Origin of the sequence: Sphaerisporangium sp. NPDC049003 (assembly GCF_043197795.1) — a bacterium.
Classification (GTDB): domain Bacteria; phylum Actinomycetota; class Actinomycetes; order Streptosporangiales; family Streptosporangiaceae; genus Sphaerisporangium.
This window is the reverse complement of record NZ_JBICTU010000015.1, coordinates 73447-88995: the sequence shown is the minus strand read 5'-3', so window position 1 is coordinate 88995 and position 15549 is coordinate 73447. Positions and strand designations below refer to the sequence as shown.

The 15549-nt window shown below is 68.5% G+C and carries 10 protein-coding genes; 2 read left to right on the top strand and 8 right to left on the bottom strand.

Features of this window, described 5'->3' with window-relative positions; genetic code table 11:
- Positions 1-102: 102 nt before the first annotated feature.
- The 3 genes from ACGFIV_RS18125 to ACGFIV_RS18115 form a co-directional block, all read right to left on the bottom strand.
- Positions 103-2412, bottom strand: a complete 2310-nt coding sequence (locus tag ACGFIV_RS18125) for a hypothetical protein (RefSeq protein ID WP_358556895.1) — start codon at positions 2410-2412, stop codon at positions 103-105.
- 145 nt (positions 2413-2557) lie between these two features.
- Entirely contained in the window at positions 2558-4489 is a 1932-nt protein-coding gene (asnB, locus tag ACGFIV_RS18120) for an asparagine synthase (glutamine-hydrolyzing) (RefSeq protein WP_392836108.1), read from the bottom strand.
- Positions 4490-5473 (bottom strand): methyltransferase domain-containing protein, encoded by a 984-nt coding sequence (locus ACGFIV_RS18115; RefSeq protein ID WP_358550254.1) that lies wholly within the window; start codon positions 5471-5473, stop codon positions 4490-4492. It lies immediately after the preceding gene.
- 400 nt (positions 5474-5873) lie between these two features.
- Here ACGFIV_RS18115 and ACGFIV_RS18110 point away from each other — a divergent pair, with 400 nt between their 5' ends.
- Complete coding sequence (locus ACGFIV_RS18110; RefSeq protein ID WP_358550252.1) at positions 5874-9488, top strand: DUF4082 domain-containing protein; 3615 nt, start codon at positions 5874-5876, stop codon at positions 9486-9488.
- Positions 9489-9589: 101 nt separating this feature from the next.
- Here the strand turns inward: ACGFIV_RS18110 and ACGFIV_RS18105 are convergent, their stop codons facing one another.
- Genes ACGFIV_RS18105 through ACGFIV_RS18085 form a run of 5 tightly spaced genes read right to left on the bottom strand, consistent with a single transcriptional unit; the run spans position 9590 to position 14367 of the window.
- Positions 9590-10579, bottom strand: coding sequence for a methyltransferase domain-containing protein (locus tag ACGFIV_RS18105; protein WP_358550250.1), 990 nt, complete (start codon positions 10577-10579; stop codon positions 9590-9592).
- Positions 10576-11568 carry a fatty acid desaturase gene (locus tag ACGFIV_RS18100; protein WP_358550248.1) on the bottom strand — a complete coding sequence of 331 codons (993 nt, stop codon included), beginning with the start codon at positions 11566-11568 and terminating at the stop codon, positions 10576-10578. The genes ACGFIV_RS18105 and ACGFIV_RS18100 overlap by 4 nt, the downstream gene beginning before the upstream one ends.
- On the bottom strand, positions 11558-12310 hold the full coding sequence (locus ACGFIV_RS18095) for a class I SAM-dependent methyltransferase (RefSeq protein WP_358550246.1): 753 nt from the start codon (positions 12308-12310) through the stop codon (positions 11558-11560). Before ACGFIV_RS18095 ends, ACGFIV_RS18100 begins: the two co-directional genes overlap by 11 nt.
- Before the next feature lie 15 nt (positions 12311-12325).
- On the bottom strand, positions 12326-13303 hold the full coding sequence (rfbB, locus tag ACGFIV_RS18090; RefSeq protein ID WP_358550244.1) for a dTDP-glucose 4,6-dehydratase: 978 nt from the start codon (positions 13301-13303) through the stop codon (positions 12326-12328).
- Entirely contained in the window at positions 13300-14367 is a 1068-nt protein-coding gene (locus ACGFIV_RS18085) for a glucose-1-phosphate thymidylyltransferase (RefSeq protein WP_392836100.1), read from the bottom strand. Before ACGFIV_RS18085 ends, rfbB begins: the two co-directional genes overlap by 4 nt.
- Positions 14368-14564: 197 nt before the next feature.
- On the opposite strand from ACGFIV_RS18085, the gene ACGFIV_RS18080 reads away from it, so the two are divergent.
- Positions 14565-15545, top strand: coding sequence for a glycosyltransferase family 2 protein (locus ACGFIV_RS18080; protein WP_358550240.1), 981 nt, complete (start codon positions 14565-14567; stop codon positions 15543-15545).
- Positions 15546-15549: the final 4 nt, after the last annotated feature.

Below are 15549 nucleotides of genomic sequence, written 5' to 3'. Positions count from 1 at the left end.
ATGGATCTCCGGCCGCGTCGCGCCCGGAGGTCGGACAGGAGATTCGATCGGCCCGCCGGCGCGAGCCCCGCCGTACGGGCCCCGCATGCCAGAGGCCGCGGATCACTTCAGCTCGTACACGGTGTAGTCGCCGGACCGGAAGGCGAATCTTCCGGCAGCGGGGTTCTGGACGGTCCGGCTTCCTTCGAAGAACAGCCAGCGCACGCCGTAACGGTCGCGCAGGCGCTGGAAGGCGGCCTCGGAGGGCGCCGTGAAGGCCGCGTCGTTCGCCCCGAGCAACTCCTGGTCCCAGAAGGGAATGTGCTCCGGCGACTGTCCCTGATGCCAGCGGCGCAGATTGGCCGCGGTGTACGTCCATCCCTCGACCAGTACGCGCCGCTCGCTCAGCGCGGCCACCCAGAAGTGGCGGCTGTCGCATGGGTCCTCGTATCCCCAGCGGCAGTGGGCGTTCGTGGCCACCAGGTCGTCCGGATCCGAGTGGTCGCGGAGCCACCGCCCGGCGGTCAGGGCGCCCGGAGGGACCGCCGGCGCGGCCACGGGAACGGCCGCCACCTGAGGGTCGTGCCCGGCGAGGCGGCCCACGGTCGACAACACGCGCGCGTGCAGGTCGGCGGGCAGTCCGATGGCCGTGAGCATGGTGGTCACCAGAGCCCACGCGCGAAGGGCTCCCCTTGTGGCGATCAGGACCACCGACACCACGACGGCGACGGCCGACAGGGCCACGTAGGGACGGTACAGAATCGTGTCCGCCTGGCCCGGGCTCAGGGGCACCCTGACCCCGCAGGCGACAGGGATCAGGTAGACGGCGATCACCCCCGCGCCGGCCGAGCACAGCACCGACCTCTGCGAGACCCGCGCTCGCCGCAGCAGGACGAGCAGCCCATGGACCGTGACGGTCACCAGATAGGGGTAGGCGCCCCAGAGGAAGAAGAGCTGGCTCCGGCCGGGATGCCCGAGCAGGAACATCGTGCCGAGGCCCGTCGCGCCGATGCCCAGCATGAGGACCACTCCGGGCCGTCCGAGCGAACGCGGCCTGCTCGCCAACCCAAGGACGCCGCACAGCACGACGAACCAGCACAGTACGTATATGAGAGTGATGCCGGTGACCGCCGCCACCGGCGGGTCGGCCTGGTCCCCCAGCCCCGTCAGCTCACCCCATGTCGTGCGCATGGTGAAGAGAGGGGAGACCACCAGACCCTGCCGGACGCCGCCGAAAAGGACGAATTGTGCATAGAGGCAGAGTGTCGTCGTCATGCCGAGGGCCGCGAGCGCCGGCCAGGGCGCGCGGCGCCGCCTGACCGCCTCCACCACGGTCACCACCACCAGACCCGCCGCGAGCAGCGGCAGATAGGACGCCTTGGCCCCCATCACCGCCAGGAGGAAGACGCCGAGCAGGACCCACGTACCGGGGGTCTGCCGCCGGCCCGTGAGGACGTCCATGAGGATGAGGACGACCGGGGCGAACAGGAGGGCGCCGAAGGTCAGGGTAGGACTCGTCCACGCGAGGTCGGGCACGCCTCCCCACGTGAACGACCCGTTCGTGCCCAGGTACAGGCTCGGCACCGCGACGAAGATCGTGCCTGCCGCGGTCAGCGCCCCTCCGGCCCACGAGCCGGTGACGCGCCGTCCGGTCATCCCCAGCAGGACGACGAGAGCGGCCAGCATGGGCAGCATGGCCAGGCGGAACACCAGCACCAGAGGCTCCACACCGGTGATCCAGCTCGCCGCCGCGAGGTGCGCGTAGACGAACCAGTGGTACAGCAGGGGTTCGCCGGCCACCATCGGTACCATTGGGGGCACGTGGTGCTTCAGCTCACCGACCAGAGCCAGGTGGAACGGCATGTCGATGGAGGCGGCGCCGAGCTCCGGCCACGTGATGGCATGAGTACGGAAGAAGGTGAGAGCGCTCCAGACGAGGAGGAACGCGAAGAGCAGTGCGAGGCACCATGACCACCAGAGAGGCGCACGTCGCGCCTCGCGCGCGCCTCGCCAGTGCGGCCGCAGGCGGGGGACGCCGGCGAAGAGCACAGAGACGGCGATCGGCCACACCAGCACGAGCAATGGCATCCCGACGGCGCGTGCGCCGATGTAGAGGATGACCTCCACGCTGTAGCCGAGGGTCACCCCCAGTGCGATCTCCTCCGCCCGCGTGCGCGCTCCGCCGTACAGGGCCCGGACGAGCAACGTGCCGGGAAGGGCCAGCCCCAGCGCGACGTAGAGGCCGAAGGCGGCCATGTCCGGCACGGAGACGCCGTACCGGCGCAGCACCACCGCGACGAGAACCAGCATGGACAGCCCTGGCAGCCACGCCGGGAGGTGGGGCGGCCTCCGGCGTGGCTCGTGCGCCTGGGCGGGTCTCACCGGTTCGAGCGCGCTCGCCGCCGGGCCCTGAACGGGCGGAGTGTGGGCCATGGGTGCAAGCTTGGCGACGCTGTGACCCCGGGGCAGCGTGGACGCCCGCGCCCGGCGATGTCCTTGTCACTCCTTTATCCGCGCCAAAAGGAGATGCCACCCATCGCGGTACGCGGCGGTGGTCGCCTGTGCGTACGGGGAGTGATCACTCCTTCGCGGGTGCCAAGGAGGGCGAGTGGCATACCGCATCGGCCGGGACGGCACCGCTCGGGGCCACATGTGCCCGGTGCCAGAGCTCGAACTGCAGGAGCGTCCACAGACGAGAGCCGTGATCGCCGCCGTCGAGGTGCCGCCGGAGCAGATCGCGGACCGTTGACTGCCTGAACAGGCCCCTGGCGCGGGCGGTGTCGTCGGTGAGCACGTCATGGGCGAGCTCACGCAGCTCGCCGCGCAGCCAGGCGGCGAGGGGAACGCCGAACCCCTGCTTCGGATAGCGCATCAGCTTCTCCGGCAGCCAGGGGGCGACGGCCCGTTTGAGCAGCACCTTGGTCTGGTCGCCGCGCACCTGGTACGCGGCGGGGAGGCGTGCCGCCCACTCCATCAGATGATGGTCGAGAAAGGGGGAGCGGGCCTCCAGGGAGTTGGCCATGGTCGTGATGTCGACCTTGACCAGCAGGTCGTGGGGGAGGTAGGTGAGGGTGTCCACGTCGAGGACCCGGCCGAGGTCGGAGTCCGCCGATGAGGCGTCGAAGACATCCTCCAGCAGCCCGTAGCTGTCCACGCCTTCCAGCCGCTCTCGGAGCGCGTCGCCGTAGATCTCCCACTTCTGCTCCGGTGTGAAGCACGACATCAGGCGCGGATAGCGCCGTGCGGGAGGCGTCGCGGCGAACTGCAGCGTCCGGCCGAAGCGCCGGGCGAAGGATCCGAACTCGCTTCGCTCGACGATGAGAGAGCCGGCGCGGTCGGTCGCGGCCGCGAGGGCGTGAGGTATGCGTGGGATCCTTCTCGACTGGTTCATCACGGCGTAGCGCCGGTAGCCGCCGAAGCACTCGTCGCCGCCGTCCCCGTTGAGCACGACGGTGACGTGTTGCCGGCTCATCCGCGCGACGTAGAAGCTCGGAATCGCCGAGGAGTCGGCGAAGGGCTCGTCGAAGTGCCAGGCCAGGCGTGGCAGGACGTCCAGCAGATCGGACGTCACGACGAGCTCGTGGTGGTCGGTAGAGTACCGGTCGGCCACCATCCGCGCCTTGTGGCGTTCGTCGTAGGAGCTGTCCTCGAAGCCGACGCAGAACGTCTTGACCTTCTCCCGGCTCTGCATGGCCATGGCGGCCACGATCGCGGACGAGTCGATGCCGCCGGACAGGAACGCGCCGATGGGACGCTCGCTCACCATCCGGACACGGGTGGCCTCCAAGAGCAGCTCACGCAGCCGCTCCTCCGCCTCCCGCTCGTCCACCACCGGCTCAGTCGCGCGGTCGAGCCGCCAGTAGCGGCGCGTCGTCACCCGGCCCTGCTCCCAGATGAGCAGGTGCGCCGGTGGGAGCTTGTGCACGCCCTGATAGATCGACCAGGGCGCGGGGACGTACTGGTAGGTCAGGTAGTGATCCAGAGCGACCGGATCCACCTCGCGGCGCATCGTGGGGTCCTGCGCGAGGGACTTCAGTTCGGATCCGAACCAGATCGAGGACTGGTCGGATCGCCAGTAAAGCGGCTTCTTCCCGACGCGGTCCCGGGCCAGGGTCAGGCGCTGCCGGGCGCGGTCCCAGATGGCGAAGGCGAACATGCCCCGGAGCCGGTGCACCATGTCGGCGCCGTGCTCCTCGTACAGATGGACGAGGCACTCGGAGTCCCCGGTTCCGCGCAGGCGATGTCCCTGCTGGGCGAGCTCCTTCCGCAGCTCCGCGAAGTTGTAGATCTCGCCGTTGTAGACCGCGACGACATCGCCGCCCTCGCTGTAGACGGGCTGGTCGCCGTTCGCCACATCGATGACCGCGAGCCGTCGCATGCCGAGCGACGCGTGCTCGTCGTCGTGGAAGCCGGAGCCGTCGGGGCCCCGGTGAACGATCACGTCGCACATGCGCCGGACGAGGTCGGGGTCGGGGCATGACGTCGACGCCATCCCCGCTATCCCGCACATCTACTTGACACCGCGGATCACGTGAAGCCCGCGGCGCCGCTGGATCGACACCTCGTGCAGGGCCAGGTCCTTGGTCCACCGTGCGAGGCGCCGGCGGGTCTGCGGTCTCTCGTATCGCGGCGCGAGCCAGTCGAAGGTGTCCAGCACCGACCAGTCGCGTATCGTCCGGGCGTCCTTCAGGCCCAGATGGCGATGGGTCGCCACCGGGACGAGGCGTGCCAGGCACGGTCCGGCCTTCGGGACGGCGCCGAGGGCCTGGGAGATCGGCAGCAGCCATGGCACGGCGCGCTCGACCATCCCGTAGAGCTTGGCCGGAGGCATGCTCCTGGTGAACGGCCGCAGCAGTTGTCTCGGGTGCGGATAGGCGATCAGCGCGGCGTACACGTCGATGCAGAACCGGCCCCCCGGCCGCAGATAGCGGAAAAGCGTCTTGAACGTGCGTTCCACGTCGGGCGTGTGCTGGATGACCCCGAAGCAGAACAGGAAATCGAACGACTCCTCCGGGAAGGGCATCTCGTAGATGCCGGCCTGGACGAGCCGAAGGTCGGGGAAACGGCCGTTCGAGGCGGCGTTCGCGTGGACGGCGCTCGAAATGTCGAACGACGTCACGAGGGCACCCGCCTCGCACAGCACCTCGGTGAAACGCCCGGCGCCGCTACCGCATTCGAGCACCGACTTTCCGCGCAGCTCGCCGGCGGTCCAGCCGCTCGCGCCCAGCAGCCGTTCGCGGGAGATCGGCATGCCGGAATGGGAATCAAGTTGCGTCAGACGATGCCGGTTCCACTGGTATCCGAATCCTTCGGCGTAGTTGTCCGGAGGAACGAACCGGGGGATGCCGCGGTCGATGGGGTACGCGACCCGGCACGCGTCACAGCGCAGCTCGCTCCCGTTGCGAAGCGCACCGTGGCAGCGGGGGCAGCGCAGCGCGTGGTACCAGGGAATCCCGACACCCGTGTCGCCGTGCACATGTTTCGAAAGCGTCATCAGACTGCCAATCCAGAGAGAAAGGAAAAGGGGCCACGCGCGGCCGGATCTTGGATTACCAGCCCATGCTACGGAACGTGACCGCATAGTTGCGTTCACGTGGTGGCCGTGTCTCCGGGCGTGCCGCCGTGACCGGCAGGAGGCCGCGCCCCGGCGGCGTCCGCCCCTTTTGGCGGGTAACGCGCGACCTCTCGACCTGGACAAAGGCTGGTAAGAATAGTGTTGTGGCGGAGCGTCCACGTGATTCGGGTGATGCTGCGGTTGTCACGCTTGCGCCATGACCACGACTCGGCCTCTTCGTCCTTCCTCGCCAGGCCCACGCGCGACCGGGCCGTACAACCGGGCGGGCCGAGAACGGACATGGACGCTCTGGGTCGCTCTGCTCGTCTGTGGGGCGCTCGTGGCCGCCATCGGACCTCTCGGAACCGGCCGGGCGACGAAGTCGCTCGCGAACGCGGGCCGGGTCGCCAACGTCCGGCCGGAGCTCATCCCGGCCGCAGGGAAGAAGGCGGGCGGCTCAGGGAAGGCGCACCGGGCCAAGAAGCCCACGGGCTCCCGCAGGGGGCACGGGGCTGCCAAGCGGGCGCGATCCCCGAAGGCGCAGGGGCCCGAGGACGTGGCGCGCGGCCTGCGGAGAACGCGGAATCTGGAGAAGGCGGCGACCGACTTCCAGAAGGCGTACGGGCGGGGAAGGGGGGTCGGCTTCCGGAGGGCGGAGAAGCAGGGAAGCGCGCGCGGCGGGCGCGCGGCCGCCTGCCCGCCGACCTCCGTCATCTGCATAGAGAACAGCCTCCCGGGCAACCCCGCCTCCGAGTGGGACGTCCCCGGCGCCGGGGACAGCAACATCCAGGGCTATGCCACGCAGATGAGCGTCAACATCGGTGAGACCGTGCAGTTCAAGGTCGACACCGATGCGACCGCCTACCGCATGGACATCTATCGCATCGGCTACTACGGAGGCATGGGCGCTCGCCTGATCGCGACCATCCAGCCCTCGGTGCCGCTCCCGCAGACCCAGCCCGCGTGCCTGACCGACCCGGCGACCGCCCTGGTCGACTGTGGCAACTGGGCGGTGTCCGCGTCCTGGGCGGTGCCGAACACCGCCGTCTCCGGCGTCTACATCGGCAAGCTGGTCAGGGAGGACGGGACGGCCGGCGCCAGCCATGTGATCTTCGTGCTCCGGGACGACGTCCGGAAATCGGACCTGCTGTTCAAGACCTCCGACGCCTCCTGGCAGGCGTACAACGCGTACGGCGGGAACAGCCTGTACTACGGGAACGCGCCGATCGGCCGAGCCTACAAGGTCAGCTACAACCGCCCGTTCACGACGAACTGCTGCCCCTGTTGCCTGGGCGAGAACAACACCTGGTTCTTCACCATCGAATACCCCATGGTCAGGTGGCTGGAGGCCAACGCCTACGACGTCAGCTACTTCTCGAGTGTCGACACCGCCGCACGAGCACCTCTCCTGCTCCAGCACAAGGTCGTCATGTCCGTCGGACACGACGAGTACTGGTCCGACGACATGAGAACAAACATCGAGAACGCCCGAGATAGCGGGGTCAATATCGCCTTCTTCTCGGGGAACGAGATGTTCTGGAAGACCAGGTGGGAGCCCAGCATCGACGGCACCTCGACCGCGTTCCGCACGATGGTCTGCTACAAGGAGACACACGCCAACGCCAAGATCGACCCGAGCCCTCAGTGGACCGGGACGTGGCGCGATCCGCGTTTCTCCCCGCCGTCCAACGGCGGAAGACCGGAGAACGCCGTGACGGGGACGTTGTTCATGGTGAACGGCGTCGTGAACGACTCGATGACCGTGCCCGCCACCTTCGCCCAGATGCGGCTGTGGCGGAACACCTCCGTCGCGCAGCTCCAGCCGGGCCAGGTGGCGACCCTCCCGGCGGGGACGCTCGGCTTCGAGTGGGACGAGGCCCCGGACAACGGATTCATGCAGCCGGGGCCCGTGAAGCTTTCCAGCACGACCCTGGCGAAGCCGACGCAGTATCTGCTGGACTTCGGCAGCACGTTCGGCGCCGGGGTCGCCACGCACAGCCTCAAGCTCTACAAGACCGCGAGCGGCTCTCTGGTCTTCGGAGCCGGAAGCATCCAGTGGGCGTGGGGGCTGGACGCCAACCACACCTATCCGGGCTCTCCCACCAGCGTCGCTATGCAGCAGGCGACGGTCAACCTCTTCGCCGACATGTGCAACTGCCAGCCGGTGACCCTGCAACCGGGTCTGGTCCTGGCCACCCAGTCGACGGACACCGCTCCTCCGACATCGGCGATCACTTCTCCGTCGACCGGTGCCTCCTTGATAAGCGGCACGACCGTCACCGTCCAGGGAACGGCCGCCGACACGGGGGGCGGGGTCGTGGCGGGAATCGAGATCTCCTTCGACGGCGGGACCCGGTGGTTCCAGGCCACCGGGCTCACCAACTGGCAGTACAACTGGGCCCCACCCGACATCTCCGGACCGGTCACCATCATGGTCCGCGCGGTCGACGACATCGGCAACCTCCAGGTGGTCCCGACCTCGATCACCGTCAATGTCACCGTGCAGTGCCCGTGCACGATCTGGCCGCCGACCGCCGTGCCCACCATCGTCTCGGCGACCGACACCAAGTCCGTCGAACTCGGCGTCAAGTTCCGCGTCACGACCGCGGGGTTCATCACCGGCATCCGGTTCTACAAGGGCACGACGAACAACGGCACGCACACGGGCGAGCTCTGGACCTCCACGGGACAGCTGCTGGCGACCGCGACGTTCACCAACGAGACCGCGTCCGGCTGGCAGCAGGTGAACTTCTCGGTGCCCGTCCCGGTGAGCATCAACACCACCTACGTGGCCTCCTACTTCGCGCCGAACGGCAGGTACTCCTACGACCTCGCGTATTTCCAGACAGGAGTGGTGAACGGGGCGCTCACGGCGCTCGCCAACGGTGTCGACGGGGGTAACGGCGTCTACCAGTACGGAGCGACCAGCGTCTTCCCCACGAGCACGTACCAGGCCACCAACTACTGGGTCGACGTGGTCTACACGCCCTCCGACAGTCTGTGGGACAACACGGCGGTTCCGGCCGTCGGCGCCGCCCCGGATTCCACCCCCGTCACGCTCGGTGTGAAGTTCCAGGCGAACACCACCGGAGAGATCAGGGGAATCCGCTTCTACAAGGGCACGCAGAACACCGGCACCCATGTCGGCAGCCTGTGGACCACCGACGGCCAGTTGCTCGCCAGCGCGACCTTCACCAACGAGACCGCGTCGGGCTGGCAGCAGGTGAACTTCTCGACGCCCATCTCTGTCACAGCCGGCACCACCTACATCGCGTCCACTTATACGATGTCAGGACATTTCCCGTATACGTTGCAGTACTTCAACACCCAGTACAGCAATCCGCCGCTCCTGGCACTGGCGAACGGCGCGCAGGGGGGTAACGGGGTGTACAACTACAACTCGACGAACACCTTCCCGTCGAACACCTACCAGGCCACCAACTACTGGGTCGACGTGGTGTTCGCGCCGTCCAACACCCTCTGGGACAACACGACGGTTCCCGCCGTCGACTCGCCCGATCCCAGTCCGGTCGTGCTGGGAGTGAAGTTCCAGGCGACCACCAGCGGGACGATCAGGGGAATCCGGTTCTACAAGGGCTCGCTCAACGTCGGCACCCATATCGGTAGCTTGTGGACCACCGACGGCCAGTTGCTCGCCAGCGCGACCTTCAGCAACGAGACCGCCTCCGGCTGGCAGCAGGTGTTCTTCGACACTCCCGTCCCGGTGACCGCGGGCACCACCTACGTCGCCTCGTACAACACGACGACCGGGCACTTCTCGTACACACTTCAGTACTTCACTGCCCAGTACACGAACAACCCGCTCCTCGCGCCGGCCGACGGCGCGTCCGGCGGCAACGGCGTGTACAACTACAGCGGGACGAACGCGTTCCCGTCGAACACCTACCAGGCCACCAACTACTGGGTCGACGTGCTGTTCGATCCCAGCAGTTAGCCCTGGGTTCCCCCCTCCCTGAGATCGGGGAGGGGGAGGGGACGTCAGGTGGGGGGCGGAAGACGGGGAGAAGGGGCCGGGCAAGGGTCCTGCCGCGTTACCTACGGGCGGCTGCCGTACTCGACCGGCACCAGTTCGAGGAACATCTGGGAGGGGCGTCCGCTCATCCTCATCCTCACCAGGTCCAGGCCCGCGAACGCGGAGGCGAGCAGGGGGAACAGCGGGTGCCGCGTCACCGGCCGCTCGGCCGAAATCGTCACCCACCCCCTGCGCGCCAGCGCGGCCAGTACGCTGGTGGCCCAGAACGGCGCCCCCTGCGTGTAGGAGAACCGGCGCACGACGAACCCGCTCGCCTCGGCCAGCTTCGTGAAGTTCCGCCGGTCGAACAGGACCCAGTGCCTCGGGCAGTGGTAGCCACCCCAGTCGCGGTGCCGGAACAGCCGCGCGTCCCAGCTGTCGGTGTTCGGCGTCTTGATCAGAACCGTGCCCTGAGGGGTGAGATGGCGGCGCAGCGTGCGCAGCACCTGGCCAGGCTCGCTGACGTGCTCGATCAGGTTGATGAGAAGGATGAGGTCGAAGCGGTCGTCTGTGGCGTAGTCCTCGACACGGCCGCAGAAGTAGTGGTGCCCCCGCGAGACGGCCCGGGTACGGGCTTCCGGGTCGAGGTCGACGACCTGTGTGAACGTGACGCGGGAGTCGAGCCCGCGCACCACGTCGAGCTGCCGGCCGTCCCCGCCGCCCACGTCCAGAACGCTCAGGCGTGTGCCGGACAGCCCGAACAGGATGCGGCGGAAGCGCAGGGCGTCCAGGGAGTCCTTGATCCGGTGGACGAACGACCGCTCCTCGGCGCTGTAGGCGTAGTAGTTGGGGGGATAGATCTGGCCGAGCCGGTCGACCGGCATGGGGTCGATGAACACGACGCCGCACGAGTCGCAGCGGTAGTAGTCGAACTCCTCGTCGGTGGTGCGGTACTCGACGTCGCGCGCCCGCGCCCACCGGCGTGCCGTTTCACCGTCACACGCCGGGCACGTGGGCGCCGGATTCCCGCTGTACCGGCCCGCCACCGGCCGCGGCGCGGTGGACTCGCTCATATCCGGTCCAGTTGGCGCCAGGCGCGGTAGTAGGTGGTCTGGCGCTGCCGCAGCAGAGGGGCGATCTCGGTGCCCATCAGGAATCTCTCCACTTCTCCGAGCCGGGTGAAGGACACGCTCGGGTCCCAGTGGTGCAGCAGGTGGCGGTTGAATCCCGCCGAACCGAAGACCGTCGCGAACGGGCCGCCGCCGAAGAGCCGGTTCACCGGCCCGTGGGCGACGCGCCGGTAGTCGGTGCTGTCATCGGCGAACTCGCTGCGATGTTCGAGCACCTGGCGCACCGTGTTGATCAGCGGCAGGAACACGAGCTGGCCGAGCACCCAGGAGACGGCCAGCGCGAACGCCCCCCGCCACAGGGCGCAGCCCACGATCGAGCCGTTGACCAGGCAGGCGGCCAGGAACACCGGGCCGAAGGACGCGGTCCTGCCGGTCTCCGCGGTCGGTGACTTGCTCCTCATCAGCTCGCGGTACTCCTTCAGGGCGCGGACCAGGCGGACGCCGGTGACCCCTTCGAGGAGGAACCGCGAATCGAGCGGAAGGAAGTAGCTGCGCTCGGGGTCCCGCGTCGTCCCGAGATAGCGATGGTGATCGAAATGCACTTTCCGGTAGGCCTTGACGTCCATTCCGACGAGGCTCCCGACGAAGATGTTCGTCAGCACATCGCTGGCCCGGCGGGCAGGCGCGAGGTTGTAGTGGGCGCCCTCGTGGAGGTAGGTCGTCAGGTAGTGCAGGCAGAAGCCGATCGCGAGGCCGCCGGCGACGGCCGGCGCGATCGCGGTGGGCAGCCTGCCGGCGGCGGTGCTCCCGAGCCATGCGACCGCGACCGCGGACAGCGCGAGTCCCAGGTGCCCCGCGAGAAGGGTTCCCCACACCACGCCCCAGCGCGGGCGCAGAGTACGGCGGAAATCCACGTATCTCCGGCCCGAGGTGTCGACCAGGGTGGACGGCCGCACCATGCCGATGTCGGCGACCGTCACCTCAGCCGGCATTCCACTCTCCCGCGTCGGAGGCCATGAGGCCAGAGACTCCTGAGTCGCACGGGCGATGCGCTCTCGCGATCAGCGAGACTCCCGGCAGCGACCTGACCGGCAGATAGCGTTCGGCGACGACCACGGCGGAGAGGGCCATGTTGACGAGAGGCGGCGTCTTCATGACGTCGGACCCGGAGATGTGCTTCCTGCGGCGGGCGACGATCGGCCTCAGCAGGACGTTCCAGCTCCACATGCGCTCCAGGACCAGGCGTTCCCCGGTCATCAGCGCGCGCAGCCCGTCCCGGGTGTAGCGGCGGAAGTGGCCGGACGCGACGTCGTGCGCCGACCAGAGCGCCATGTCGCAGGGCACCGTGACCAGCACGGTGCCTCCCGGCCGGAGCACGCGCACGAGCTCGCGGACGGCCCTGTCGTCCTCCTCGATGTGCTCCAGCACGTCGAACGCCAGGATGAGGTCGAAGTGCCCGTCGGGCAGAGGCAGGTGCCTCGCGTCGGCGTGGATCGCCGGCAGGCCGCGCGTGCGCGCGAGTTGCACGGCGGTCTCCGAGAAGTCCGCGACCAGCGCGTCCCACCCGTGCTCGATGAGAACGCGGGTGTTGCCACCCCCGGCCGCACCGATGTCCAGCGCCCGGCCCGGCCTGCCGAGGCGGCGAAGCTCACGGGCGAGGATGGCACGGCGCTCGCGGAACCACCAGTGCCGGTCCTCGAGTTCGAACGTGCGGCGGATCTCCGTGGCATCCATGTTCCCTCCAAGCGATCAGTGACCGGTTGTCTTCAGCGGGCGCCACCAGTCCGGACGGTCGCGGTACCAGGCCACGACCTCCGCCAGTCCCCGCTCGAAGTCGACCCGGGGTTCGAACCCCATCGCCCGGATCTTGGTGCTGTCCACGGAGTAGCGCCGGTCGTGGCCGAGCCTGTCCGGCACGCGGGCGATCCGCTCCTGGCCAACGCCGAACGCGGCGAGCAGCCGTCCGGCGAGCGCCCGGTTGGTGAGCTCCACCCCGCCGCCGATGTTGTAGATCTCGCCGGGCAGGCCTTTTTCCAGCACGAGCTGGATGCCTTGGCAGTGGTCGTCGACGTGGAGCCAATCGCGCACGTTCTCGCCGTCTCCGTACAGGGGGACCCGCAGCCCGTCGACCAGGTTGGTGACGAACAGCGGGATCATCTTCTCCGGGTGCTGGTAGGGGCCGTAGTTGTTGGTGCAGCGCGTGACCCGTACATCGAGTCCGTAGGTCTGGTGGTAGGCGCGGCACAGCAGGTCGGCTCCGGCCTTCGCGGCCGAGTAGGGCGAGTTGGGGAGCAGGGGCGCCGACTCGCTCCGGGACCCCACGGCGACGGACCCGTACACCTCGTCGGTGGAGACGTGGACGACGGTGGGCACGCCGGCCTCCAGAGCCGCCTGCAGGAGCCGCTGGGTGCCCTGCACGTTGGTCACCACGAAGTCCGCGGCGCCGGTTATCGACCGGTCGACGTGTGTCTCCGCCGCGAAGTTCACGATCGCGTCATGGCCGGGCACGACCTCGCGGAGCAGCCGGGCGTCGGCGATGTCCCCCTTGCTGAAGACGTAGCGCCGGTGTCCGGCGACGGGCTGGAGATTCGCCTCGTTGCCGGCGTAGGTGAGTTTGTCCAGCACCGTCACGTGGGCGCCGTCCCAGGCGGGGTAGGCGCCGGACAGCAGCGACCGCACGTAGTGGGAGCCGATGAACCCGGCCCCGCCGGTGACCAGGATCCTCATCCCCGCACCTGCACCCTGCTGTGGTCGCCGACCATGAGCTGGAGCGTGTTGGGCACGCCTTCGGACCTGGTGACCTCGACGTTGCGGCCGATCAGGGAGTACGTCAGCCGTGAGACCCCCCTGATGGTGGAGTCCTGCAGAACGATGGCGTACTCCACCTCCGCGTCCTCCACCACGCACCTGTCCCCGATCGAGGTGTACGGGCCGACGTACGAGCCGCTGATCCGGGCGTGGGCGCCGATGAGCGCGGGGCCGCGGATCACCGAGTCCCGTACCGAGGCTCCCGCCTCGATGACGACGCGCCCCGTGATGTCCGACAGTGCGTCCACTGTTCCGTGCGTCCGCGGCTCTAGGGCCTCCAGGACGATGCGGTTGCATTCCAGCATGTCCTGCAGGCGGCCGGTGTCCTTCCAGTAGCCGCTGACGAGGTGCGAATGAACCCGGAAGCCGTTGTCGACGAGCCACGTGATCGCGTCGGTGATCTCCAGCTCGCCGCGCGCGGACGGCGAGATCGCCCGGACCGCCTCGTGGATCCGGGGGGAGAAGGTGTAGACGCCGACGATCGCGAGGTCACTGCGTGGATCGTCCGGCTTCTCCGCGAGCGCGAGGATCTCGCCTCCCGGTCCGAGCTCGGCGACCCCGTAGAACTGCGGTTCCGTGACCTTGGTGAGCAGGATCTGGGCGTCGTAGTCTCCCTCGCGGAAGGCGTCGACCAGATCGGTGATGCCGCCGACCAGGAAGTTGTCGCCCAGGTACATCACGAAGGGCTCGTCGGCGAGGAACTCCCGTGCGATGAGCACGCAGTGGGCGAGCCCGAGGGGGGCCTCCTGCTGGATGTAGGTGACGTCGAGACCGAACGCCGAGCCGTCGCCGACCGCGTCGCGAACCTCACGGCCGGTGCTGCCGACGATGATGCCCACCTGGGTGATCCCGGCGTTCCGGATCGCTTCCAGCCCGTAGTAGAGCACCGGTTTGTTGGCGACGGGGACGAGCTGCTTCGCCGAGGTGTGGGTCAGCGGACGTAGCCTCGTCCCCTTGCCGCCGGCCAGAACGAGCGCTCTCATCGCTGACCTCATCCTTCCCGGGGAGCACATGGCCACGGTGGGCCGGCTGTCGGCCCGAATCTATGGCCGACGGGATTCAGAGCTCCCGGACGACGTCCGCCTTTGCCGAAGAATGTGCGCCGGATTGCCGGTACCAGGCATGCCTTCCCGCGACCGCGGAAGGTCCACGAGAGAGGATTGTGGGCGGCATCTGGGAGATGATCGGGGGATCAATGTCGGTGTCGGTCGTTATACCGTGTTACCGCTCCGCGAGAACTCTTCCGGCGCTGGTGGGCAGGCTCATACCGGTTCTCCGTCAGCTCTCCGTCCGTCACGAGGTGATCCTCGTCGTCGACGGAAGCCCGGACGACACCTGGAGGACCGCGGCCGAGCTCGCCTCCCGGGTCGGCGCCGTCCGCGCGATCCATCTCTCGCGCAACTACGGCCAGCACAACGCCCTCGTGGCGGGCATCAGGGAGGCGGTGTTCGACGTCGTCGTCACGATGGACGACGACCTGCAGCACCTGCCGGAGCAGATTCCTCTCCTGCTGGCCACTCTCGAAGGCGACCGGCTCGATCTGGTGTACGGCGTGCCGCACGAGGAGGAGCACGGGTCCGTGCGAAGCCTCGCGTCCCGGTCGGTGAAGGGCGCCATGGCGGTCGCGCTGGGAGTGCGGGCCGCCCGCGCGATCAGCGCCTTCCGTGCCTTCCGTACGTGCCTGCGCGACGGATTCGAGGAGCTGTCGGGACCGCATGCGTCCATCGATGTGGCTCTGTCCTGGGCGACCACTCGGGTGGGCTCGGTCAAGGTCCATATGAGCGAGCGCCATCACGGGCGAACCGCCTACACGCCGCGCCTGCTCGTCCGGCATGCGATGAACATGCTCCTCGGTTACAGCACCACGCCCCTCCGGGTGGCGAGCTGCCTCGGGTTCCTCGTCGGTGTCGTTGGCCTGCTCCTCGGCTGCGCCGTCCTGTGGAGCTTCCTCGCGGGCGACACCACGGTGGCCGGATTCACCACGATCGCCTCGATGGTCGCCATCTTCTCCTCCGCCCAGCTGCTGTCCATCGGAGTCCTCGGCGAGTACGTCGGCCGGATTCACGGCAACGGCATGGGCCGGCCCACCTATGTGGTGCGTGAACGTGCCGGCTCACCGGCCCCCGCCGACGTCCCCTGGCAGCAGGGCGGAGTCAAGTAGCACA